The sequence below is a fragment of the Streptomyces taklimakanensis genome (assembly GCF_009709575.1).
GTDB classification, from domain to species: Bacteria; Actinomycetota; Actinomycetes; order Streptomycetales; family Streptomycetaceae; genus Streptomyces; species Streptomyces taklimakanensis.
The window spans coordinates 4,086,934-4,109,484 of record NZ_WIXO01000001.1; the positions used below are offsets into that span (position 1 = coordinate 4,086,934).

Sequence of the window (22,551 nt, forward strand, 5' to 3'; positions counted from 1 at the left end):
GGAAGCCGGGGGAAGCGGAGCGTTCGCCCCCGGCGGGCAGGGGACGCGGTCCGTCGTCCGAGCGCCCGGCTCGTTCGGGGATCACCGGCGGGAGCGCCGGGGGAGCGTGGGGCCCGGAAGGGCGTCGGATGGGAGGCCCCGTGGACCGGTGTGAGCCGGATCGTGGAATGCCATGAGGGCATGGGGGCGCTGCCGGAAGTGTGACACACCCCTATCCGAGGGTCAACGGCCTTGTAGCGCAAGGGAGATGGGGATTTCCGCACGGGAAAAGGCCACCGGTGGGTGCCGCGAGCTCGGTCTCGCGACACCCACCGGTGACCTTCGGGGAGGGAACGGCTCAACGCGGCGGTGTCGACCGCCTGGTGGAGGGGACGAGGGCCAAGAGCTCGTCCAGGTCGTACTCCGCGCGCTGCGGTCCGCCGTACCGGGTGATCTTTCCCCGGCTGGCCCACTTGCGGATGGTCGCCTCGCTCACCCCCATGGCCAGCGCCGCGAGTTCGGTCGGCACGGTCCGTCTTCTCGCCGTGGTGGTCACCGCGCCTCCCCGGTCGTCACCGGCCGGAGCCGATCGGCGATCTCCAGCCACTGCCGGGGTGGAAGCCTGTGCCCCGACTCGCAGACGACGAGGCCGGGAGCGTGATCGTCGTCCACCGCGTGCAGGACGCCGCGCAGGGCCCCACCGCAGTCGGGGCGCGGGCAGTCGCCGAGCGCGAGATGGCGCGTGGGGTTCGGTTCGAGGGCCGAGGTGACGCACTCCAGCAGGTCGGCCATCTCCTCGTCGAAGTCGGCGGCGGCCGGGTGCGTGGCCAGCCAGTCGAGGTGCTCGCGGAGGAAGCGGACCAGGGTCGCGACCTCGGACGCGCCGGGTCCGAGCACTCCTCTCTCGTCGACGACCATGCGCGCCCAGGAGGCGAGGAGTTCCGTCGTCCGGGAGCGCGCGGACACCGCTCGGTCGTCGAGCACTATGCCCACCGACCGGCTGCCGCTGACGCGTTCCGCCGTCCGCGTCGGGGTGGGAGTCAGCGCGTGTTCGCTCTCCCGGTAGGCGTCGACCACTCCGCGCAGTTCGGAGTGGAGACGGTCGACGCAGGTCGGACACAACCGGGGACCCGACGGCCTCTCGTGGGAGGGCGGGCAGGCGCCGGTCCGGTTCCGGCGCTCGCAGCGCCGTGCGACGCATCCGGACACCGCGGTTCCGCCGCGTCCGGTCCCGTGCCGTCGGATGACGCGCGCGGTCGGACGTCCTCGCTGATGCCTCATGGCGATATCCCCCTCGAAACCGGACTGATGCATGTGCGCACACCGACGGGGGCGCCGTTCGGGCCCCATCGGATCCCGCCGGACCGGTGTGTCCGGGCCGGCGGGTGGTGCGGCCCTCGTGTCGGGCGGGACACGGCGCCACCGCTCGGTCCCGCCCGGCATGGCCGGATTTCATGCCGACGATCCTCCTGGGCCCACGAGCGAGGCTTCAACAGGTGCCGTTGCAGGCTTCGGCCAGGATGCGGCAGGAGCCGTGCCGCCGTGTGAGGGGACCTCCAGGGGGAGGGCAGGGTGCCGGGGGAGGCGAGGGAAGTTTCCACGCCTACATACCGTTCGACCGGTAGCTGTTTTCTCTCGGGGGTCCCGGCTAAACGGACGATGACCCTCCATTGACCGTTCCCGCAGGTGGCCCCCTTTAGGCGCTTGTTAAGCGGCTGTGAGCTGCTTGTGACGGAGCTTTTTCCCAGGTGAATCCCTTTGAGCATCGCTCGTACAGCTGTATGGTGAGGAGCCTAAAGATACCGATCGACCAGTTTTCTCTGGTGTTCGCTGGGTGACGGTGGGCACCGCCCAGGGAGGTTCGGGCCCGTGAGGATATTGATCGTCGATAGTGATGACAGGACCGCCGAGTACCTTGAGGGAACCCTCGTCGTCCACGGTTTCGAGACCTGCCGGGTCGGCACCGGGGCGGCGGCGCTGGAACGCTTCGCGGGGGCGGGGTTGGTGCTGGTGGCGCTGGACCTCCCCGACCTCGCCGGCAGCGAGGTCTGCCGTCTCATCCGTGAGAGATCCTGCGTTCCGATCATCGCGCTGAGCGGCAGCGCCGAGGAGGTGGACCGGGTGATGGCCCTGCACATGGGGGCGGACGACTTCATGATGAAGCCGTTCGGCAGGTACGAGCTGGTGGCCAGGGTCAAGGCGCTTTTCCGACGCAGTGCGGGGTGTACCCGGGGCTGCACCGACCTGGGGTCGTCCGAGAACCGGTCGCTCTCCCCGTCCGAGACGCTGGAGCACGGGGCGGTGGAGCACGGGGAGCGGTCCGGGGCCGGCACGGTGCGGGAGGCGGGACCGCTGCGGTTGGATCCCCACGCGCGCAAGGTCTACCTGCGCGGAAAGGAACTGCACGTGACCCGCAAGGAGTTCGATCTCCTGGCGATGCTGTTGGAAGGACCCGGCACGGTGCGGAAGCGACAGGAGATCATGTGCAGGGTGTGGGACGAGAACTGGATCGGCTCCAGCCGTACCCTCGACTTCCACGTCGGTTCCCTGCGGAGCAAGCTCGGCTGCGCGGGATGGATAGAGACCGTTCGCGGAGTCGGTTTCCGGCTGGCCGTACCGGAGTTGCCGGTCGCTTGACGGACGGAGGGCGGGAGGTCCCCGGAGCCGGACGGAGGTGCGACGTGTTCGCGAAGGGTGGACGCGCCGATGCCGGGCGGAGAGGTTCTCCGCCCGGCATCGGCGCGTTGGCGGGGGATCCGTCGGTTTCACCGCCCGTCCAGGACGGTGACCCGGCAGGAGCCCGCGACACTTCCGTTCTGGTGGAACGACGCGGTCAGTGTCCAGGCGCCCGCCGCGCCCTCCGTCGGTTCGGTCACCGACACCAGGCAGGGCGTGTCGAACTCCACGTACCGGTGGAAGGTGGCCGAGCAGGCGACGAGCAGGCCGTTCGGGAGGCGCAGCGCGATCAGCGCGGCCTGGCGCGCCGCTTCCATCAGGGCCATGCCGGGGACGTGGTCCACGGGGTGGTCGAAGAGCACCGGGTGGGTGGCGTCGGCGCGCAGGACGTGCGTTCCCTCCACCGAGGAGGTCCCCAGGACCACGTCGGATTCACGGCTCCTGCCGACGAGGGCCGGGGGGGCCGCCTGCGGCAACGTCAGCGGCGGCCTGGCGTCCGCGTGGTCGCCGCGCAGTCGGCGGTAGACATGGGGGGCGACGCAGTCGACGGTGGTGTGACCGCTCCCGATGCGCACCCCGGCGCGGTGGGCGGTCACGTCGTAGGCGAAGGAGGAGACGTGCACACCGCGGCAGCGGATGTCGCGAAGGGTGACGTCCAGGAGGACGTCGGCCGGTCGGTCGACGAGTCGGACCCCTTCCTCGGAGATCTCGAACGATGCGCTTCCGACGAGGAAACGGTGGTCCATCGGGACGCCGAGGGCGTGGTGGGCGAGGAACAGGCCCGCCTGGCGGATCGACTCGGCGAACAGCATCGGGTCGTGCCAGCGTCCGTCGATCGCGCCGTAGTAGCTGTGTCCCCGTGCCCACTGGGTTCCGACCGTGTGGACGTCCCGGCCCCGGGGAGCGGCGCCCGTCAGCAGGACTTCCGACACGGCCGACCGGTGGACCAGGGCACGGGGTACGGTCTGCTCGAAGAACTCCGGGTCGGTCGCCCTCCGCGGAGTCCCTCTCTCGATCTGTGCTGGTGCGCTCATCTCTGTTCTCCCCTCGCACGTGGATCGGTCTCTCGGACGTGGACAGGCCCGGGCGGCCGTGGGGGGAACCGGGCAGGCGGCGGAACGGAACTCTGAGTTGCGCGGCGCGGTTTCGGTAGAGTACTAGCCGGCTGGTATTTTTTCCACGGATTCAAAAGGGCTCGGGTTCGATGCTTTCCGTGGTGATCGCCGGTAAGGGCGGAATATAGGAATCCACATCACGGCAGGCAAGGAGGCCGAGATGACAAAGGCAAGACAAGAGCGCGCGGAGATCACCAGGCAGGCGATCCTCGACGGGGCGGCAAACGCTTTCGGCGAGGCGGGATTCGGCAGTACCAGCCTGAGTGACGTGGTGGAAAAAGCCGGTGTGACAAAAGGGGCGCTCTACTTCCACTTCCCGTCCAAGGAAGCGCTGGCGCGCACGTTGATCGACGAGCAGTTCGCCGCTTCCGGACTTCTGGGAGGGGTCGAGCGGCTCGGCATGCAGACGGCCGTCGACCTCACGCACCGGGTGGCGTACGGTCTGCGGACCAACGCGCGGGTCCGGGCCGGGATACGGCTCGTGATCGAGTTCGGCTCCTTCACCGACCCGGATCCGTCCCCCTACAACAGGTGGATCGAGACCGTCCGGGACTGCCTGGTGGGCGCCCGCACCCTCGGGGACCTGAACCCCGAGGTCGACGTCACCGACGTCGCCACCTTCGTCGTCGGTTCCTTCACCGGCATCCAGCTCACCTCGCACGTCCGCACCGGACGCGAGGACATCCACGACCGCATCACCGACATGTGGAGTTTCCTGCTGCCGGGGATCGTGCCGGCCGATCGGGTCGCCCGGTTCGATCCGGCCGGCTCCGCCCGAATACGGGCGGAACTCGGCCTCGCCGCCGCCGCCGCCGACTGACGGCGGCCGCGCCCGTGGCGGGGCGGGGACGGCCGGTGCCGCTCTGCCCTCAGGCCCGCTGCTCGGGCACGAGCATGGGGAGGGCCAGGTCCCAGAGGTGGTCGAGCCACTCCTCGCCCTCGTCCTCGGAGGCTCCCATCCAGGCGAGGGCCTCGGTGCCCGACACGGCCGCGGTGACGAGCGTCTGTGCCGAGGCGTCCGTCACGGTGTGCCGCAGCTCGCCGTTGGTGCGGGCTTCCTCCAGCAGCTTCCACAGCCGGCCGAACCACACGGTGTAGAAGTCGAGCGGCTTCGGTTCCGTACCGCCGCGTTCCCGGGTGATGCGGACGCTGGCCCGCACGAACACGTCCTCGCGCAGCAGCCGGTTGAGCGCGTGCGTCGCCCTGACGATCACCCGGAGGGACGAGTCCTCGGCCGACCGCAGCTCCCGCAGGGTCCGCTCCAGGGCACCCCAGGCGTGCTCCTGCACGGTGTCGGCCAGTTCGTCCTTGGTGGAGAAATGGAAGAAGAGGGCCCCTTTGGTGAGGCCGGCGTGCCGGCTGATGCCCGCCAGTGAAGCCTGGCCGAAACCGTGGTGGGTGAATTGTTCCGCGGCGGCTTCGACCAACCGCTCCAGAGTGCGTTCGGAACGCTTCTGCCTGCCTACCACGATCGCCCCCGAGAACCGGAGGCCACCGACCGGCCGTGCGTGCTGACATCTGGAGCGGGCACTTTTCCTCCTCGGTGACTCCTGGTGGGGGCGGAGTTGTTCACCGGGCCGGAGAATCCGACCGTATACGAGAACATACAAACCGGTCGATCGGTATGTCAAGACGGAATATCGCCACCGAAGCGACCACCGTCCGGTGGCGTCCGGTGGTGTTCGGCGCTTCGGTGGCGGGCGCCGCGGGGACGCGTCCACCCGGTCCCTCCTCGCGATGTCCGCGAGGAGGGACCGGGTGGACACGGAGGGCCCCCGCCGGATCGCCCGGCGGGGGCCTGGTGTTCATGTCGGTGCGAGGAGCGGCGAGGTGCCCCTCGTCACCACGTCACGTTGCCGTTGCCGCCGTCGAAGACGACGTCGGAGCAGGAGTAGAAGTTCTCCTGGCTGTCGGAGCGGATCCAGTGGATGTAGACGATGTGCTGACCGGAACGCTGCGGCAGTCGGACGTCCCAGTAGTAGTGGCCGGATTCGGAACCGACGCTGCCGGACTGCGGCGGGTTGGTGACGCTGTTGATCTTCTCCAGGTCACCCCAGGCCAGCGACTTGGTCGGGGACCAACCCTGCTTGGTGATGTAGACGTCGAACCGGCCGGGGTGGTGCGCCCAGTTGCTGTGCTTGATCCGGATGTTGGCGCCGGAGGTCAGGTGCGTCTTGGGCCAGTCGGTCCGGGCGGCGTTGTAGGCGGAGAAGTCGAACGGGCCCCGGTTGCCGCCGCTGCACAGCGTGCCGTCGGGGATGTAGCCCGTGGTGCGCCCGCCGCCGTTGGAGTCGAGCACGGCGAACCAGTTGTACAGCCCGGTGGTGCCGTCCTGCCGGACGGCGTCGGCGCAGGCCGGGTTGGACGGCATCTGGTGGCCGTTCCTGACCAGGTCCTGGTAGCAGAAGTAGGTGCGCGAGCCGGGGAACATGGTGGCGCCGTGCGCCGCCGCGGGGGTGGGGATGGAGGCCATGACGAGGGCGGACAGCGCCGCGCCCATGACCGCTAAGAAACGGGACGAGCGGACCGGCGAGGTGCGCCGGCCGGTTTTCCGAATGGCCATCGTGGGGGGTCTCCTTCTGGGCTACGAGTGACCGGCGACGTCGGCCCGCTGACGTCTGGTCGGGCCGACCGCAACCCGTCGCCGGGACGTACGGTCGTGCCGGAATCGCTCCCGGTCGGTCGGAGGAGGTGGGGCTCGTTCACGGAACCTCTTTGGGAGCGCTCCCACCTCTTCACGTTAGCGCCGTTGGACGTGTTCGTAAACGCCTTGTCACGGCGAACCTCCGTGCGGCCCCCCGGAGCGCCACCGGAGGCCGTCCGGAACCGCGGCGGAACAGGGGGCGGCGCGGAAGGGACGGCCGGTCGCCACCTCAGGGAAGGGCGGCGGTGACGTCCACGGCCTCCAGGTGACGGGGACCGAGCACGCGCGAGGCGGAGGAGGCCGCCGAGGCGAGGGCGTCGACCGCCTCCTCGGAGACCGAGGAGGCGAGGACGGCCGGGTCCTCGAGGAGGGAGGTGATCATGTCGTCGTGGTGGCAGGGGAGGACCAGGGGCGGGTGGCCGAGGGTCTCCAGGAGCCGCGCCGGGTAGCGGTGCAGTGCCGAGTGCGAGGTCATCGGGATCGTCGCGACGTCCGGACGGATCCCGGCCATCTCCCGCTCGATGAAGTTGGTCGCCCCCATCAGGAGGATCCTCGGCCCTCCTGCCACCGACACCTGGTAGGCGAAGGTCTCCCCCTCCACCAGATCGCCGAGGGTGGCGGGGGGCTTTGGCGGGGTGGTCCTGCGCCCCGGGGCGAAGTAGCCGTAGTCGTCCCCCATGCTGTGGAGGCTGCGGAGGACCTCGACCGTGTATCCGTCGAACTGCAGGTACTCGCCCCCCTTGATCCGGATGACGTCGTCGAGGCGTGCTCGGGGGGTGCCCATCGCGGCCAACAGGTGGCCGGACGTCTCGTCGCACATGGTGCGGACGCGGGCGTCCTGCCACGCCCGGTGCCCCAGCAGATGCGGTACGTCGGCCAGGTGGTCGAAGTGCCCGTGGCTGACCATGACTAGCTCGGGCGTCCCGGACAGGTGTCGCGAGACGATCCGGTCGACGGCCCTCGGGTCGGGGCGCAGCGGGAGACCGGGGTCGAGGGCGCCGTCCGCGTCCGTGTAGGGCATGCGGCTCAGGTAGGGGTCGAAGAGCAGGCTGCGGTGCTCCCCGATGACGATCTCCCAGCCGGAGACGCCCAGCCAGCGCAGGCGCACGGGGGTGGAGTACGCCTCCTCCCGCCGGGTCGACGGCACCGCGCCGGTCAGTCCCAGGCCGGACACCGTCGTGCCCGCCACCACCAGAGCGCCCTTGAGGAGCGTACGCCGCCCGGCCATGTCGTTCCCCCGTTTCCCGTTCTGACGTTGGGTGATGGGGATGTTATGCCAGGTGATGAGGGGGAGGGGTGTTTTCCGGCCGCCCGGGCGGCCGGCACGGCGCCGGGGCGTGGACCCGGCGCCCACCCGGCTGCCCGTGAGGGGGGCGCCGGGCGGTCTCGGGGGTCTGCCGCCCTGGGGGAGGGCGGCCTGAGCCGCCTCCTTCCGCAGGGTCGCCGCGGCGCCGGAACGCAGTGCATGAATATGCTGTCATCTGGTAAACAATGCAGTGGGCGGCCGGCCGGTCGCAGCATCCCCCGACAGGAGACGATGACCATGCCCGACTCCACGACCCAGGACCCGAAGGGCTTCGTCGTGCACACCGCGCCGGTCGGACTGGCGGACGACGGCCGGGAGGACTTCACCGTGCTCGCCTCGACGGTGCCGGCGAACGTCAGCGCGGTGTTCACCCGCTCCCGCTTCGTCGGACCGAGCGTCGTCCTGAGCCGGGAGGCGGTCCGCGACGGTCGGGCGCGGGGCGTGGTGGTGTTGGCCCGCAACGCGAACGTCGCCACCGGGGCGGAGGGCGAGCGCAACGCGCGCGAGGTGCGCGACGCCGTCGCCCGCGCGATCGGTGTCCCCGAGGGAGACCTCCTCATCGCCTCCACGGGGGTCATCGGCCGCCAGTACCCGATGGAGAGCGTCCGGGAACACCTCAGGACACTGGCGTGGCCCTTCCCGGAGGGCGGCTTCGACCGCGCCGCCCGGGCCATCATGACGACCGACACCCGGCCCAAGGAGGTGCGGCTGCGGTGCGGCGACGCGACGCTCGTGGGTATCGCCAAGGGCGTGGGCATGATGGAACCGGACATGGCGACACTGCTGACCTTCTTCGCCACCGACGCCCGGCTCGACCCGGCGGAGCAGGACCGCGTCTTCCGGCGGGTGATGGACCGCACGTTCAACGCGGTCAGCATCGACACGGACACCTCCACCAGCGACACCGCGGCGCTGTTCGCCAACGGACTGGCCGGCGACGTGGACGTCGAGGAGTTCGAGCGCGTCCTCCACGAGGCCGCGCTGACCCTCGTCAAGGACATCGCCGGCGACGGGGAGGGCGCGACCAAGGTCATCGAGGTCCGCGTCACCGGTGCCCGCGACGACGCCCAGGCCAAGCGGGTCGGCAAGACCGTCGTCAACTCGCCCCTGGTGAAGACCGCGGTACACGGCTGCGACCCCAACTGGGGGCGGGTCGCCATGGCCGTCGGCAAGTGCTCCGACGACACCGACATCGACCAGGACGCGGTCGCCATCCGCTTCGGGGAGACCGAGGTCTACCCACCCCGCGCCGAGGGCACCGAGGCCGACGACGCGCTGCGCGAGGCCGTCGCCGAGCACCTGCGGGGCGACGAGGTGGTCATCGGCGTCGACCTCGGCATCGCGGACGGCGCCTTCACCGTCTACGGCTGCGACCTCACCGAGGGGTACGTGCGCCTCAACTCCGAGTACACCACCTGAGCGCGACCGGGCGGCCGTGCGCGAGACCGCCGGCGCCTCCTCACCGTGCCCTTCCCCGACCCGGATGACGGGGAAGAGCACCGTGAGGAGGCCGGTGGGAAACGGCGGAGCACACCGTCGGCCGACGAGGCGGCGTCCACCGCGAGGGAGGCCACCGCCGCCGTGCCGCGCAGGGGCCGTCGATCGGGTGCCCAGGAAGGCCGGCCCCGACCAGAGGACGCGCGTCGGGGCCTCGGCGGCGGCCGGTGACCGGCGGTCAGGGGGCCGGGAGGGCGGCGACCCGGCCGGAGAGGTACGCCCCCATCACCTCGGTGTGCGTCGGGAAGGCCAGCTCGACGGTCTCCTCCAGCACCAGCCACTCCGTCGCCTCGGCCGTGGGAGCCGACGGCGGAAGGGCCGCAGCGTCCCGCTCGGGCAGCAACCCGAAGATCATGAGGCTGGTGCCGCCGTCGCGCACGTCGACGAGCCGGACCGCCTCCGCGTCCGCCTCCAGCCCGGTCTCCTCCCACAGCTCCCGCACGACCGCCTGCCGCCAGCTCTCGCCCAGCTCCAGGTAGCCGCCGGGCAACGCCAACCGGCCGCGGGCCGGTTCGATGTCCCGCCGCACCACCACCAACCCCCGCCCGCCGCCCGCGGTGACGACGGGCTGGAGCGCCACCGCCACCGGAAGCGGGTTGGCCCACAGCGTCTCGCCGCACCCCACGCAGTCCCGGGGCCAGCCGCTGTCGCCCGGGTAGGCGGTGCCGCAGAACGGGCAGTGGGTGATGCGGCGACCGTGGGTGTATGCCATGCGGGCGCTCCTCCTCTGGTGTTCCCGGTGTCCCGGTGCTCCCGGCCCCGGCGGACCGGTGCGCCGGTGTTCTCGCTTCCCGACGATCCTGTCACCGATCCGGACGGCCGGGGACGGCGGTGCGACCCACCGGTTGGTGGGGGAGTCGGCCACGACCGGGGCGGCGACACATCGGTGGGGGCGGCCGAGGAAGGGCGACCATGGACCGATACCGGTCCTCTGCCGGTCCTCCGCCGCGCGCGTGCCGGGCCTCGCCGACGCCGTCCGCCGGGGGCGCACAGGCGTGTCGTCCGACGACGACACGTTCGCCAAAGAGCCGGGGAGAGGAAGGGCCCGCCGCGCGAGGTGAGCGGCGGGCCCCGGGTGGTCTCAGGCGTTCGGCGGCACGTGCCGCGGGCGCCCCGAACCCCGCGTCAGCGCGTACCCCCCGATGCCCGCGAGCGCGGCCAGCACCGCGCCGGCCGCCGTCCACACCCAGCGGTCGGACCACCAGCCCGACGACCAGCCGTCGTCCGGCTCGATGCCCGACAGCACGGCCGACACCCCGGAGTCGTCCTCGTCCTGCCGCGACGCCACCGCGACGCCCGGCACCAGCGGCTCGGCCAGCCGACCGTCCACGGCCGCCGCCCCGCCGATGTCCTTGGACTCCACCCGCACCTCGGCGGCCACCGGCTGCCCGAGGTCGGCCGTCGGCACGTCCACCGCCGTCAGCCGGAGGTAGTACGTGCCCGGCAGCGGGTCGTTGGCCCACGGCTCCGACCAGGCCCGCACCGTGCGCAGCACACACGCCAGCTCCACCGACGCGGTGCCCGCGTCGGCCGTGCGGGTCTGCGCGCCGTACTGGCAGGCCTGGCGGCGCCTCAGACCGTCGTAGACGTCGATCTGCCAGGTCTGCGCCGCGTGTTCCGCGGGGAGCTTCACCGTCGCCCTCACCGTGGGGCGTTGACCGATGTCGGCCGGGAACGACCAGTACAGGTAGTCACCGGCCGAGGCGCTCGCCGTCGCCGTCCGCCCCTGGTCGATCTCCGTCGCCGTACGGAACGACGTGCCCGCCGAGGTGGGTGCCGCGTCGTCCTCGGACGGGCTCGCGGACGGCGTCGAGTCGGCCGCGGCGGGGCCCGCCGCGAGGCCGAGCGTCAGCAGCGCGGCGCCCAGCACGCGTGTGATCCTCATCAGTTGGTCCTCCACACCGCGACACGCCAGCGCGACAGCCGGCCCCACACCACACCCGCGAGGAAGCCGGTCAACACCAGGACGCCGAGCAGCCACCAGCCGCGACCGAGCCCGAAGGAGGCCACGTCGTCGGCCCGCGACGGGCCGTCGACCACGTCCACGGTCAACTCCAGCGGCATACCGGGCGTGGTCTTCACCCCGGACGCCGCCGAGAAGGAGTTCGTCACCCGCAGGCACACCGTCTCCGCCGGGGCCCCTTCGTCGTCGCTGTCCGGCTTCGGGTAGCGCAGCCCCGTCGAGATCACGTCCGTCCGGCCGTTGCCCGCCGCCTCACCGCGCACGATCTCCCGGCCGTGCACCGTGACCGCGCGCAGCAGCACGCCGTAGTCCGGATTCACCGCCCGGTCCGCCGCCACGCTCACCGAGGCACGCAGCTCCTGGCCGGGCTCCACGTCCACCCGGTACCAGCGCTCCTGGCCGAACTCCTCGCGGTCGGTGTACAGGCCGGACTCCAGGGTCGGCGCCTGGGCACACCGCGCCGCGCCCTCCACGGCCACCGGTGTCACCACCGGATCGGCCGCCCGCTCCACCAACTGGTTCACCTTCTCGGTGAGTTCGTCGGTGTGCTCCACCGAGGTGTACGTGCCGCCGGTGGCCTCGGCGATGCAACTGAGCTGCTGCCGCATCTTCGTGTTCGGCACCAGACCGAGGGTGTCGATGGTCAGGCCGATGCCCTTGGCCGCGATCTCCCGCGCGACCTCGCACGGGTCGAGCGGGGCGCAGGTGTCCTCACCGTCGCTGATCAGCACGATCCGCTTGGAGCCGGTGCCGCCGTCGAGGTCGTCGGCCGCCTCCAGCAGGGCCGGGCCGATCGGTGTCCAACCGGTCGGCGTCAGCGTGGCCACCGCCGTCTTGGCCTCGGTGCGGTCCAGCGGGCCGACCGGGTACAGCTGCGCGGTGTCCTTGCAGCCCCTCTCCCGGTCGTCGCCGGGGTAGTCGGCGCCGAGCGTGCGGATGCCGAGCCGGACCTCCTCCGGGGTGGCGTCCAGCACCTCGTTGAACGCCTGCTTGGCCGCGGCCATCCGCGACTGCCCGTCGATGTCCCGCGCGCGCATCGAACCGCTGACGTCGAGCACCAGGTTGACCTTCGGCGCGTCCGCGGTGATCTCGTCGGCGACCGCCCCGGCCGGGAAAGCGAGCCCGGCCGCGAGCCCGGCCGCGAGCACGGCGAGCAGGGCGCCGAGGCCTGCCGCCGGCCGTTGTGTTCTGATCATCGGCGGATCCTATTGGTCCCCGCCGCCGTGATCCAAAACGGGCGCGAAGCGCAGCGGACGCGGGCGCCGGCCCTCTTACGCCCCGCGGCACGCGGGTACCTCCCGGCGGCTCGCCTCGGGTATTCCCGCCCCGGAGGTCGCCGCGCGTGCGGGCCACTCGGTGGGGGCGCCGCTCAAGCTCCAAGCCAGGCGCGTCGACGGCCAGGAAGCCGAGATGAACGAACGGATCATGAAGGGCCTCGGCGAGGACGACGGCTCGGAAGAGTGAAACAGCTCGCTGAGCGACTGACAGAAGCCCCGGAAAGATCCGGGGCTTCTGTCATGCCTGAGCTTAAAAACGCTGGAGGCCCTCTGCCTCAGCCCGTTAGGGTCCGCTCCGTTCGAGGAGGAGAGCATGGCGCTGGGGAAGAAAGGATCACGGCGCATCGTGGTCGACGGCACTGGCTACCGCTGGCGTCTGCGCGGAAGACCTACGTACGACCAGGGCATGTGCTGGTCTCCCTGCACCTACGCCGTCGAACACGCCGACCGGCCGGGCACCGTGCTCGTCGTCACCACCAGTCAGCCGCATCCCAGCAACTGGGTCGGCATGCCTGCCAGCCCCGTACTGCCTGGGGACGTCGCACGTGCCATTCGTACCGCCCTCGCGCGCGGCTGGACACCGGAGCGCTCTGGATCGCCATTCCACCTGGATCAGTCGGACAGCTTCGTCCCGTGGCGCTGAGGGTCAGGCGATCCCCTGAAACCGCAGGTCTGCTCATCCTTCAGACGCACACTGACCTGGAAAAACCCCGTCAAGATCATTACGTCGTCATTACGTGATCACTGTCATGGGGCTGCCTTCGGCGGCGTCCGGCTGCACACGTACGAAGACCCCGCTTCCAGCATCGTGGCTGGTGGCGGGGTCTGTCGGCACCTTCTGCGAGGTGCCCCCGGCAGGATTCGAACCTGCGCACACGGCTCCGGAGGCCGTTGCTCTATCCCCTGAGCTACGGGGGCGTGTCGGCTGCGATCCGCTGATCGCGGCGACGGGGAAAACACTACCAGCTTCCAGGGGGTGGGTCGGAACAGGATTGATGGGCGGTCGGGACGGGCGGGGCGGGCGGAAAGGGAAAAAGCCGGACGCGAACGGCGGGGTGGGCCTACGCTCGGGGTGTGCCTGGCGTGTCCGGCCGGGTCCTTGTGGTGGACGACAGCAAGGTCATCCGGCAACTGATCAGGGTCAACCTCGAACTGGAGGGCTTCGAGGTGGTGACCGCGGCCGACGGTGCCGAGTGCCTGGAGATCGTGGAGCGGGTGCGTCCCGACGTGATCACCCTCGATGTCGTCATGCCCCGGCTCGACGGTCTGCGGACCGCCGAACGGCTGCGCGCCGAGGAGCGGACGCGCGACATCCCCCTGGTGGTCGTCAGCGCCTGCACCCGGGCGGAGCTGGGGGAGGGGCCGGTGGCGGAGGTCGACGCGTTCCTGACCAAGCCGTTCGAGCCGGTGGACCTGGTGCGGACGGTGCGGGAGCTGACGACGGGCACGGGAGGGGCGCGAGGGACGTCGGAGAAGGACGGACCGGCCGTGGGACCGCGGTGCCGGTACCGCCGCCCGGTGCCGCCGATGTGAGGTGCGTGTCATCCCTCGGAACGCGTTCGCGCCTCCCCACCCCTCCTCCCATACTCTTGTCGCGTGACTCCCGCCCAGCTCTCGCGCACCGTGCTGCGCGCCGTGCGCCGCGTCGCAGGCGACGGTGCGCCGGACGGGTCGTCCGCGGGCGCGCCGGCGGTGCTGCCGGAACGGATCACCGTGGGACGGCCGCCACGGCCGGGCGAGGGGGACTACGCCACCAATGCCGCGCTGCGGCTCGCCGCCGCGATCGGGCGTCCCGCCCGGAGCGTCGCCGAGGAGCTGCGGGAGGTGCTGGTGCGCGAGGCGGACATCGCCGAGGTGGCGGTCGCCGGCCCCGGGTTCCTCAACATCACCGTGGCCCGGGGGGCACGCGCCGCGCTGGTGGCCGAGCTGGCCGGGCGGGACGACGAGCACCTGGTGGCGGCGTCCACCGAGCCCGCGTCCGACGTGCGGCACTGGTTCGGCGCCACCGGCGGGAAGCCGTCGTGGGAGCAGCGGGAGGGCAACCCCCTCTTCCTCGTCCAGTACGCGCACGCCCGTGCCCGCGCGCTGTTGCGCGGCGCCCGTGCGCTGGGTCTCGCCCCCGAGGCCGGGGCGGGCGGCCACGCGTACGACGGACCGCGGGAGTCGGCGCTGGTCGGCGCGCTCGCCGAGTGCGAGCGGATCGCGGGCCTGGACGATCCCGGGCGGCTCGCCCGTGCCCTGACGGAGGTCGCCGACGCCCTCCTCGACATACACGGGGCCGTCCTGCCCGTCGGTGAGCGGAAACCCGAGGCCGCCCACCGCGCTCGGCTCGCCCTCGCCCAGGCGGCCGGAGCGGTGCTGGCCGGCGGCCTGACCCGGCTGGGCGTCACCGCACCCGCACGCCTCTGATGGAGATCACGAAGCGACCATGAGCCGTTCCGCACACCCCGCAGGCCCCCGGCACGCCGACGTCCTGCCCGAGGGTCACTACACCCCCCCGCCGGCCGATCTCAACGCCCTGGACCCGAAGGTCTGGTCCCGTACCGTCGCCCGGGACGCGCGCGGCGTCACCAGCGTCGGCGGACTGGACGTCGTCACCCTGGCCGAGGAGTTCGGCACCCCCGCCTACGTACTGGACGAGGACGACTTCCGGGCCCGCTGTCGGGCCTGGCGGGAGGCCTTCGGCGACGGTGCCGACGTCTTCTACGCCGGCAAGGCGTTCCTGTGCCGGGCCGTCGTGCGCTGGCTGACCGAGGAGGGCCTCAACCTCGACGTCTGCTCCGGCGGCGAGCTGGCCACCGCCCTGGCCGGGGGGATGCCGGCCGAGCGCGTCGCGCTGCACGGCAACAACAAGTCCATCGCCGAGATCGAGCGGGCGGTCGAGGCCGGGGTCGGCCGGATCGTCCTGGACTCCTTCCAGGAGATCGCCCGCGTCGCCCACGTCGCCGAGCGGCTCGGGAGGCGCCAGCGGGTGCAGATCCGCGTGACGGTCGGCGTCGAGGCGCACACCCACGAGTTCATCGCCACCGCCCACGAGGACCAGAAGTTCGGTCTGGCGCTCGCGGACGGGCAGGCGGCCGAGGCGGTGCGGCGGGTGCTGGGGCTGGAGAGCCTGGAACTGGTCGGCATCCACTCCCACATCGGCTCGCAGATCTTCGACACGGCCGGTTTCGAGGTCGCCGCGCGGCGCGTGGTGCAACTGCTGACGCAGGTGCGCGACGAGCACGGAGTGGAGTTGCCCGAGGTCGACCTCGGCGGCGGCCTCGGCATCGCCTACACCCCCGACGACGACCCCCGCGAGCCGCGGGAGATCGCCAAGGCGCTGCACGACATCGTCGCCCACGAGTGCGAGGCGGCCGGGCTGGCGGTGCCGCGGCTGTCGGTCGAGCCGGGCCGGGCCATCGCGGGGCCGACGACCTTCACCCTCTACGAGGTGGGCACCGTCAAGGAGCTCCCCGGGCTGCGCACCTACGTCAGCGTGGACGGCGGGATGTCGGACAACATCCGCACCGCGCTGTACGACGCCGAGTACTCCGTCGCGCTCGTCTCCCGCGCCTCGGAGGCCGCGCCGATGCTCTCGCGCGTGGTCGGCAAGCACTGCGAGAGCGGCGACATCGTCGTGCGGGACGCCTTCCTCCCCGCCGACCTGGCGCCCGGCGACCTGCTCGCCGTCCCGGCCACCGGGGCGTACTGCCGCTCCATGGCGAGCAACTACAACCACGCCCTGCGACCGCCGGTGGTGGCGGTCTCGGGCGGGAAGGCCCGGGTGATCGTGCGGCGCGAGACGGAGGAGGACCTGCTCGGCCTCGACGTCGGTTGACGTCGGCGGCCCCCGCGGGCGCCGTGGGGGCCGGGAGGCGGCCTGGACGTGGGTCGTCTCAAAAAGAGAGGATTGTGTCTCGCATGCTGGATGGGGCGGGGGATCCGCCGACCGGTACGTGAGACTGGATCCACGGGACTGTGAAGAAGCGAGGTCTGATGATGCGTACGCGTCCGCTGAAGGTGGCGCTGCTGGGCTGTGGGGTCGTCGGCTCAGAGGTGGCACGCATCATGGCGACGCACTCGAAGGACCTCGCCGCCCGGATCGGCGCCCCGGTCGAGCTGGCCGGGGTGGCCGTCCGGCGCCCCGGGAGAGTCCGTGAGGGCATCGCGCCCGAGTTGATCACCACCGACGCGGCCGCCCTGGCCGGTCGGGGCGACATCGACGTGGCGATCGAGGTCATCGGTGGCATCGAGCCCGCCCGCACCCTGATCAACACCGCCTTCGAGAACGGCGCCGGCGTCGTCACGGCCAACAAGGCGCTGCTCGCCGAGGACGGCCCGGCCCTCCACGAGGCCGCCGAGAAACACGGCGTGGACCTCTACTACGAGGCCGCCGCCGCGGCCGCGATCCCCCTGGTGCGCCCGCTGCGCGAGTCCCTGGCCGGTGACAAGGTCAACCGTGTCCTGGGCATCGTCAACGGCACCACCAACTTCATCCTCGACCGGATGGAGTCCACCGGCGCCGGGTACGCCGAGGCCCTGGAGGAGGCCACGGCCCTGGGGTACGCCGAGGCCGACCCCACCGCCGACGTCGAGGGCTTCGACGCCGCCGCCAAGGCCGCGATCCTGGCCGGGATCGCCTTCCACACCCGGGTCCGCCTGGACGACGTGCACCGCGAGGGGCTCACCGAGGTCACCGCCGCGGACATCGCCTCCGCGCGGCGCATGGGGTGCACGGTCAAGCTGCTGGCCATCTGCGAACGGGCCGCCGACGGACGCTCGGTCACCGCCCGCGTCCACCCGGCGATGATCCCGCTGACCCACCCGCTCGCCTCCGTCCGCGAGGCGTACAACGCGGTCTTCGTCGAGGCGGAGGCCGCGGGACAGTTGATGTTCTACGGCCCCGGCGCCGGCGGCGCGCCCACCGCCTCGGCGGTCCTGGGCGACCTGGTCGCCGCCTGCCGCAACAGGCTCACCGGCGCCCGGGGGCCGGGTGAGTCCGCCTACGCCCAGCTCCCCGTGAGCCCGATGGGCGAGGTGGTCACCCGCTACCACCTCAGCCTGGACGTCGCCGACAAACCGGGTGTCCTCGCCCAGTGCGCCACCGTCTTCGCCGAGCACGGGGTCTCCATCGACACCGTGCGCCAGCAGGGCAAGGAAGGTTCCGAGGAGGGCGCGTCGCTGGTCGTCGTCACCCACCGGGCACCGGACGCCGCCCTGACGGCGACCGTCGAGGCGCTGCGCGGACTGGACACCGTGCGCGGCGTCGCGAGCATCATGCGGGTCGAAGGGGAATGAGAGAGATGACCGCCACCACCGCCAGTTCCGGCACCACCGCTCCTCGCATGCCCGGCGCCCCCCAGTGGCGGGGCATCATCGAGGAGTACCGCGACCGGCTTCCGGTCACCGACGCCACCCCCGTCGTCACCCTGCGGGAGGGCGGCACGCCGCTGGTGCCCGCACAGGTGCTCTCCGAACGCACCGGCTGCGAGGTCCACCTCAAGGTCGAGGGCGCCAACCCCACCGGCTCCTTCAAGGACCGGGGGATGACGATGGCCATCAGCCGTGCCAAGGAGGAGGGCGCGCGGGCCGTCATCTGCGCCTCCACCGGCAACACCTCCGCCTCGGCGGCCGCCTACGCGGTGCGCGCGGGCATGGTCTGCGCCGTCCTGGTGCCGCAGGGCAAGATCGCGCTGGGCAAGATGGGGCAGGCCCTGGTGCACGGCGCCCGGATCCTCCAGGTCGACGGCAACTTCGACGACTGCCTCACCCTGGCGCGCGGCCTGTCCGACAACTACCCGGTGTCGCTGGTCAACTCGGTGAACCCGGTGCGCATCGAGGGCCAGAAGACCGCCGCGTTCGAGGTCGTGGACATGCTCGGCGACGCCCCCGACATCCACGTCCTGCCGGTCGGCAACGCGGGCAACATCACCGCCTACTGGAAGGGGTACCGGGAGTACGCCGACGCGTCCGCCGGTGACGGCGCCCACGCGTCCCGCACGCCGCGGATGTGGGGCTTCCAGGCGTCCGGCTCGGCGCCCATCGTGAGGGGCGAGCCGGTCAAGGACCCGCGCACCATCGCCACCGCCATCCGCATCGGCAACCCGGCCTCCTGGCAGCGGGCCGAGGCGGCCCGCGACGAGTCCGGCGGCTTCATCGACGAGGTGACCGACCGCCAGATCCTGGCCGCCTACCGGCTGCTGGCCGCGCAGGAGGGCGTCTTCGTCGAGCCGGCCTCCGCCGCCTCCGTCGCGGGCCTGCTCAAGGCCGCCGAGGAGGGGAAGGTCGATCCGGGCCAGCGGATCGTCTGCACCGTCACCGGCAACGGCCTGAAGGACCCCGACTGGGCGGTGCAGGGCGCGCCGCAGCCCATCGTCGTCCCGGTCGACGCCGACGCCGCGGCCCGGCGGCTGGACCTGGTCTGACGGAGACGGCCCGGGTGGACGTGGCTCCGGTCGGGCCACGTCCACCCGAGGGGGGCGCACAGTGGTGCGCGACACGCATCATGCGCCTCCCGTACGCCCTGTATCGCCACCCAACCGTCCTTCGATAGGGTTGGGTATACACGTCCTGACCTGGCGTACGGCATGTGCCAGAGGTCAGTGACCGGTCCGGCCCTCCCGGCCGCGGTTCCCGGAGACGTCGCGTGGTGTGTGCCGGCCCCGCGTCGGACCGGCGTTCGACAAGTCCCCGACCAGCGTCCCAGCAGCACAGTCAGACCAAGGAGAGTCATCGAGCGATGGCCGGTCCCGCGTTCCGTGCCGCCGCCGTCCGGGTGCGCACCCCCGCCACCAGCGCCAACCTCGGCCCCGGCTTCGACGCCCTCGGCCTGGCCCTGGGTCTGTACGACGACGTGGTGGTCCGCGTCGCCGACTCCGGACTGCACATCGACATCGCCGGCGAGGGTGCCGAGACCCTGCCCCGCGACGAGAGCCACCTGCTCGTACGCTCTCTGCGAACGACCTTCGACCTGCTCGGCGGGCAACCGCGCGGCCTGGAGATCGTCTGCGCCAACCGCATCCCGCACGGTCGGGGCCTGGGCTCCTCCTCGGCCGCCATCTGCGCCGGCATCATCGCCGCCCGCGCGGTGACCACCGGCGGCGCCGAGAAACTCGACGAGACGGCCATGCTGGAGCTGGCCACGGAGATCGAGGGGCACCCCGACAACGTGGCGGCCTGCCTGTTCGGCGGCTTCACCCTCGCCTGGACGGACGCCGGCGCGACCCGTGCCGTCCGGATGGACCCGGTCCCCACCGTCGTCCCGGTGGTCTTCGTGCCGGACCGCCCCGTCCTGACCGAGACCGCCCGCGGCCTGCTGCCCCGCACCGTCCCCCACGTGGACGCCGCCGCCAACGCCGGCCGGGCCGCCCTCCTCGTCGAGGCACTGACCCGCCGCCCCGAACTGCTGCTTCCCGCCACCGAGGACAGGCTCCACCAGGAGTACCGCGCCCCCGCGATGCGCGAGAGCACGGAACTGGTGCACCGGCTGCGGGCCGACGGAGTGCCCGCGGTCATCTCCGGCGCGGGCCCCACGGTGCTCGCGCTGGTCGAGGACGGCGCGGCCGACAAGGTCGCGCGGCTCGCGGGCGACGGATGGGCGGCCAACAGGCTGTCCCTCGACACCGCGGGGGCCGGGGTCCTGCCGCTGACCGACCCCGGCCGGTGACACGAATGCGGGCCTTCGAGAGGGGGAATGTTTGTTGGGTCCAGTAGTGTTAACCTCAAGTCTGCACTCGCAGCCTCATGGGACGATCCTAGAAGGTGCGGTGCTCTCCGTGATCCCGTGGGTACAGTCCCACCAGGGACCACTCCCTCTTCCGGGAGCCTCCCGAACTGCCTGAGCAGCCTGCCGAGCAGTGCCGAGCTCGCTCCGGAACGGCGTGATCGACACACGTCACCTCCTCACGCCACACCTTGTATGAATTCCTCCGCCGCACACACAGGCGGAAACCACCGCCCCGGCCCGGTCGAGACAGAAGACCGCAGCCGGACAGCACAACCGGTCGCCGAGCCAGACAGGCCGACGCCCGCTCCAGGGAAGGACCCTTCGTGAGCGATACCACCGATCTGATGGGCGCGGACACCGCCGATGCCGCCGTGCCCGCCACGGACGCTCCTGCCGCGCCCGCATCCGGTACCGCCCCCAGGCGTCGCCGCTCCGGCACGGGCCTCGAGGGCATGGTGCTCGCCGAGCTGCAGCAAATCGCCTCCGGCCTCGGCATCAGGGGCACGGCGCGGATGCGCAAGAGCCAGCTGATCGAGACCATTCGGGCCAAGCAGGCCGAGAACGCCGGGGGTTCCGGGACCGCGGGTGCCGCCGAGACGCAGTCCGCCCCCGTCGCGGCCGAGAGCAAACCGCGCCGGCGCGCGACCTCCAAGGCCCGTACGGGCGAGAACACCGACGGCGCGGGCGAGGCCGCCCAGCAGCAGATCGACATCCCCGGTCAGCCCGGCGGCGACGAGCAGCAGGCCGGCGAGCGCCGCCGCCGCGGCAAGGGCGACGCGGGCCGAGGCACCGAGGCCCCGGCCGCCGCGGAGAGCGGGGCCGACAAGCCCGCCGCCGAGGCCCGACCCGCCGAGGGCGGCCGGAACGCCGACGCGAAGCAGGACAAGGGCGGTGACCGCCAGGACAAGCAGGACAAGGGCGGCGACCGTCAGGACAAGCAGGACAAGGGCGGCGACCGTCCGTCCAAGGGACGCCAGCGCGACCGCCGCAACAAGAACGACGGCGGCCAGCAGCAGGGCCAGGACGGTGGCAACAACCGCCAGGGCCGAGGCGACAACCGCGGCGACAACCGCGACGACGACTTCGAGGGCGGCCGTCGTGGCCGTCGGGGCCGCTACCGCGACCGTCGGGGACGTCGGGGCCGTGACGACTACGCCGAGCCGCAGATCTCCGAGGACGACGTCCTGATCCCGGTCGCGGGCATCCTCGACATCCTCGACAACTACGCGTTCGTCCGCACCTCGGGCTACCTGCCGGGGCCGAACGACGTCTACGTCTCCCTCGCCCAGGTCCGCAAGAACGGCCTGCGCAAGGGCGACCACATCACCGGCGCGGTGCGCCAGCCGCGCGAGGGCGAGCGGCGCGAGAAGTTCAACGCGCTGGTCCGTCTGGACTCGGTCAACGGCATGTCGCCCGAGGGCGGCAGGGGCCGGCCCGAGTTCGGCAAGCTCACCCCGCTGTACCCGCAGGAGCGGCTGCGGTTGGAGAACGAGCCGGGGCAGCTCACCTCGCGGATCATCGACCTGGTCTCGCCGATCGGCAAGGGGCAGCGCGGCCTGATCGTGGCGCCGCCGAAGACCGGCAAGACCATGGTCCTGCAGTCGATCGCCAACTCCATCACCCGCAACAACCCCGAGTGCCACCTGATGGTCGTGCTCGTGGACGAGCGGCCGGAGGAGGTCACCGACATGCAGCGGTCGGTCAAGGGCGAGGTCATCTCCTCGACCTTCGACCGCCCCGCCGAGGACCACACCACCGTCGCGGAGCTGGCCATCGAGCGCGCCAAGCGACTGGTGGAGCTCGGCCACGACGTGGTGGTCCTGCTGGACTCGATCACCCGCCTGGGCCGCGCCTACAACCTGGCCGCCCCGGCGTCGGGCCGCATCCTGTCCGGTGGTGTCGACTCCACCGCGCTCTACCCGCCGAAGAAGTTCTTCGGCGCCGCGCGGAACATCGAGGACGGCGGCTCCCTGACGATCCTGGCCACCGCGCTGGTCGAGACCGGCTCGCGGATGGACGAGGTGATCTTCGAGGAGTTCAAGGGCACCGGCAACATGGAGCTCAAGCTCGACCGGAAGCTCGCCGACAAGCGCATCTTCCCGGCCGTGGACGTGGACGCCTCCGGCACCCGCAAGGAGGAGATCCTGCTGGGCGCCGAGGAGCTGGGCATCGTCTGGAAGCTGCGGCGCGTCCTGCACGCGCTGGACCAGCAGCAGGCCATCGAGCTGCTGCTGGACAAGATGAAGAAGACGAAGTCCAACGCCGAGTTCCTGCTCCAGATCCAGAAGACGACGCCGGCGCCCGGCAACGGCGACTGAGCCGACGCCGCCACGGCACCATCACGAGGGCCGTCCCACCGCACCGGGTGGGACGGCCCTCGCCGTCC

19 protein-coding genes, 1 tRNA gene and 1 pseudogene are annotated in these 22,551 nt (G+C 71.9%); 11 read left to right on the top strand and 10 right to left on the bottom strand.

The features are described from left to right. Positions 1–337: 337 nt before the first annotated feature. Complete coding sequence (locus F0L17_RS18205) at positions 338–535, bottom strand: hypothetical protein (protein WP_155071906.1); 198 nt, start codon at positions 533–535, stop codon at positions 338–340. Then, positions 532–1,101, bottom strand: a complete 570-nt coding sequence (locus F0L17_RS18210; protein ID WP_155071907.1) for an OvmZ protein — start codon at positions 1,099–1,101, stop codon at positions 532–534. The genes F0L17_RS18205 and F0L17_RS18210 overlap by 4 nt, the downstream gene beginning before the upstream one ends. 747 nt (positions 1,102–1,848) lie before the next feature. Between F0L17_RS18210 and F0L17_RS18215 the strand changes: the two genes are divergently transcribed. Further along, positions 1,849–2,616, top strand: coding sequence for a winged helix-turn-helix domain-containing protein (locus F0L17_RS18215; protein ID WP_162466368.1), 768 nt, complete (start codon positions 1,849–1,851; stop codon positions 2,614–2,616). A 128-nt stretch (positions 2,617–2,744) separates the two neighbouring features. Here F0L17_RS18215 and F0L17_RS18220 read toward each other — a convergent pair whose 3' ends face one another. After that, entirely contained in the window at positions 2,745–3,689 is a 945-nt protein-coding gene (locus F0L17_RS18220) for a ScbA/BarX family gamma-butyrolactone biosynthesis protein (protein WP_155071909.1), read from the bottom strand. A 241-nt stretch (positions 3,690–3,930) separates the two neighbouring features. Between F0L17_RS18220 and F0L17_RS18225 the strand changes: the two genes are divergently transcribed. Then, on the top strand, positions 3,931–4,590 hold the full coding sequence (locus F0L17_RS18225; RefSeq protein WP_155071910.1) for a ScbR family autoregulator-binding transcription factor: 660 nt from the start codon (positions 3,931–3,933) through the stop codon (positions 4,588–4,590). 49 nt (positions 4,591–4,639) lie between these two features. On the opposite strand, the gene F0L17_RS18230 is transcribed toward F0L17_RS18225, so the two are convergent. The 3 genes and pseudogenes from F0L17_RS18230 to F0L17_RS18240 all read right to left on the bottom strand — a co-directional run bounded on the left by F0L17_RS18230 (position 4,640) and on the right by F0L17_RS18240 (position 7,642). Then, the gene (locus tag F0L17_RS18230) at positions 4,640–5,239 is read right to left on the bottom strand and encodes a ScbR family autoregulator-binding transcription factor (protein WP_338018134.1); all 600 of its coding nucleotides are present in this window, start codon (positions 5,237–5,239) and stop codon (positions 4,640–4,642) included. Positions 5,240–5,616: 377 nt separating this feature from the next. Beyond that, a pseudogene (locus F0L17_RS18235) lies at positions 5,617–6,333 on the bottom strand (lytic polysaccharide monooxygenase auxiliary activity family 9 protein); the annotation flags it as partial. A 310-nt stretch (positions 6,334–6,643) separates the two neighbouring features. After that, complete coding sequence (locus tag F0L17_RS18240) at positions 6,644–7,642, bottom strand: MBL fold metallo-hydrolase (protein ID WP_155071912.1); 999 nt, start codon at positions 7,640–7,642, stop codon at positions 6,644–6,646. Positions 7,643–7,957: 315 nt separating this feature from the next. On the opposite strand from F0L17_RS18240, the gene argJ reads away from it, so the two are divergent. Then, positions 7,958–9,139 carry a bifunctional glutamate N-acetyltransferase/amino-acid acetyltransferase ArgJ gene (gene argJ / locus F0L17_RS18245; protein ID WP_155071913.1) on the top strand — a complete coding sequence of 394 codons (1,182 nt, stop codon included), beginning with the start codon at positions 7,958–7,960 and terminating at the stop codon, positions 9,137–9,139. 256 nt (positions 9,140–9,395) lie between these two features. On the opposite strand, the gene F0L17_RS18250 is transcribed toward argJ, so the two are convergent. From F0L17_RS18250 to F0L17_RS18260, 3 genes are all read right to left on the bottom strand, one after another. After that, on the bottom strand, positions 9,396–9,929 hold the full coding sequence (locus F0L17_RS18250) for an NUDIX domain-containing protein (protein WP_155071914.1): 534 nt from the start codon (positions 9,927–9,929) through the stop codon (positions 9,396–9,398). A gap of 369 nt (positions 9,930–10,298) precedes the next feature. Beyond that, a complete protein-coding gene (locus F0L17_RS18255) occupies positions 10,299–11,102 on the bottom strand; it encodes a hypothetical protein (protein ID WP_155071915.1) in 804 nt (267 codons plus the stop codon). Continuing rightward, entirely contained in the window at positions 11,102–12,376 is a 1,275-nt protein-coding gene (locus tag F0L17_RS18260) for a VWA domain-containing protein (protein WP_155071916.1), read from the bottom strand. The genes F0L17_RS18255 and F0L17_RS18260 overlap by 1 nt, the downstream gene beginning before the upstream one ends. A gap of 394 nt (positions 12,377–12,770) precedes the next feature. Here F0L17_RS18260 and F0L17_RS18265 point away from each other — a divergent pair, with 394 nt between their 5' ends. Continuing rightward, positions 12,771–13,100 carry a hypothetical protein gene (locus tag F0L17_RS18265; RefSeq protein WP_155071917.1) on the top strand — a complete coding sequence of 110 codons (330 nt, stop codon included), beginning with the start codon at positions 12,771–12,773 and terminating at the stop codon, positions 13,098–13,100. A 203-nt stretch (positions 13,101–13,303) separates the two neighbouring features. Here the strand turns inward: F0L17_RS18265 and F0L17_RS18270 are convergent. Next, positions 13,304–13,375: transfer RNA gene (locus tag F0L17_RS18270), tRNA-Arg, on the bottom strand. Positions 13,376–13,531: 156 nt separating this feature from the next. On the opposite strand from F0L17_RS18270, the gene F0L17_RS18275 reads away from it, so the two are divergent. The 7 genes from F0L17_RS18275 to rho all read left to right on the top strand — a co-directional run bounded on the left by F0L17_RS18275 (position 13,532) and on the right by rho (position 22,483). Then, positions 13,532–13,990 carry a response regulator gene (locus F0L17_RS18275; protein ID WP_162466369.1) on the top strand — a complete coding sequence of 153 codons (459 nt, stop codon included), beginning with the start codon at positions 13,532–13,534 and terminating at the stop codon, positions 13,988–13,990. A gap of 63 nt (positions 13,991–14,053) precedes the next feature. Next, on the top strand, positions 14,054–14,866 hold the full coding sequence (locus F0L17_RS18280; protein WP_162466370.1) for a DALR anticodon-binding domain-containing protein: 813 nt from the start codon (positions 14,054–14,056) through the stop codon (positions 14,864–14,866). Between the two features lie 19 nt (positions 14,867–14,885). Then, a complete protein-coding gene (gene lysA / locus F0L17_RS18285; protein WP_155071918.1) occupies positions 14,886–16,277 on the top strand; it encodes a diaminopimelate decarboxylase in 1,392 nt (463 codons plus the stop codon). A 158-nt stretch (positions 16,278–16,435) separates the two neighbouring features. Next, positions 16,436–17,737 (top strand): homoserine dehydrogenase, encoded by a 1,302-nt coding sequence (locus F0L17_RS18290; protein WP_155071919.1) that lies wholly within the window; start codon positions 16,436–16,438, stop codon positions 17,735–17,737. A 47-nt stretch (positions 17,738–17,784) separates the two neighbouring features. Beyond that, complete coding sequence (gene thrC, locus F0L17_RS18295; protein WP_155073824.1) at positions 17,785–18,864, top strand: threonine synthase; 1,080 nt, start codon at positions 17,785–17,787, stop codon at positions 18,862–18,864. 314 nt (positions 18,865–19,178) lie between these two features. Beyond that, on the top strand, positions 19,179–20,105 hold the full coding sequence (gene thrB / locus F0L17_RS18300) for a homoserine kinase (RefSeq protein ID WP_155071920.1): 927 nt from the start codon (positions 19,179–19,181) through the stop codon (positions 20,103–20,105). A gap of 383 nt (positions 20,106–20,488) precedes the next feature. Further along, positions 20,489–22,483, top strand: coding sequence for a transcription termination factor Rho (gene rho / locus F0L17_RS18305; protein WP_162466371.1), 1,995 nt, complete (start codon positions 20,489–20,491; stop codon positions 22,481–22,483). Positions 22,484–22,551 lie beyond the last annotated feature (68 nt).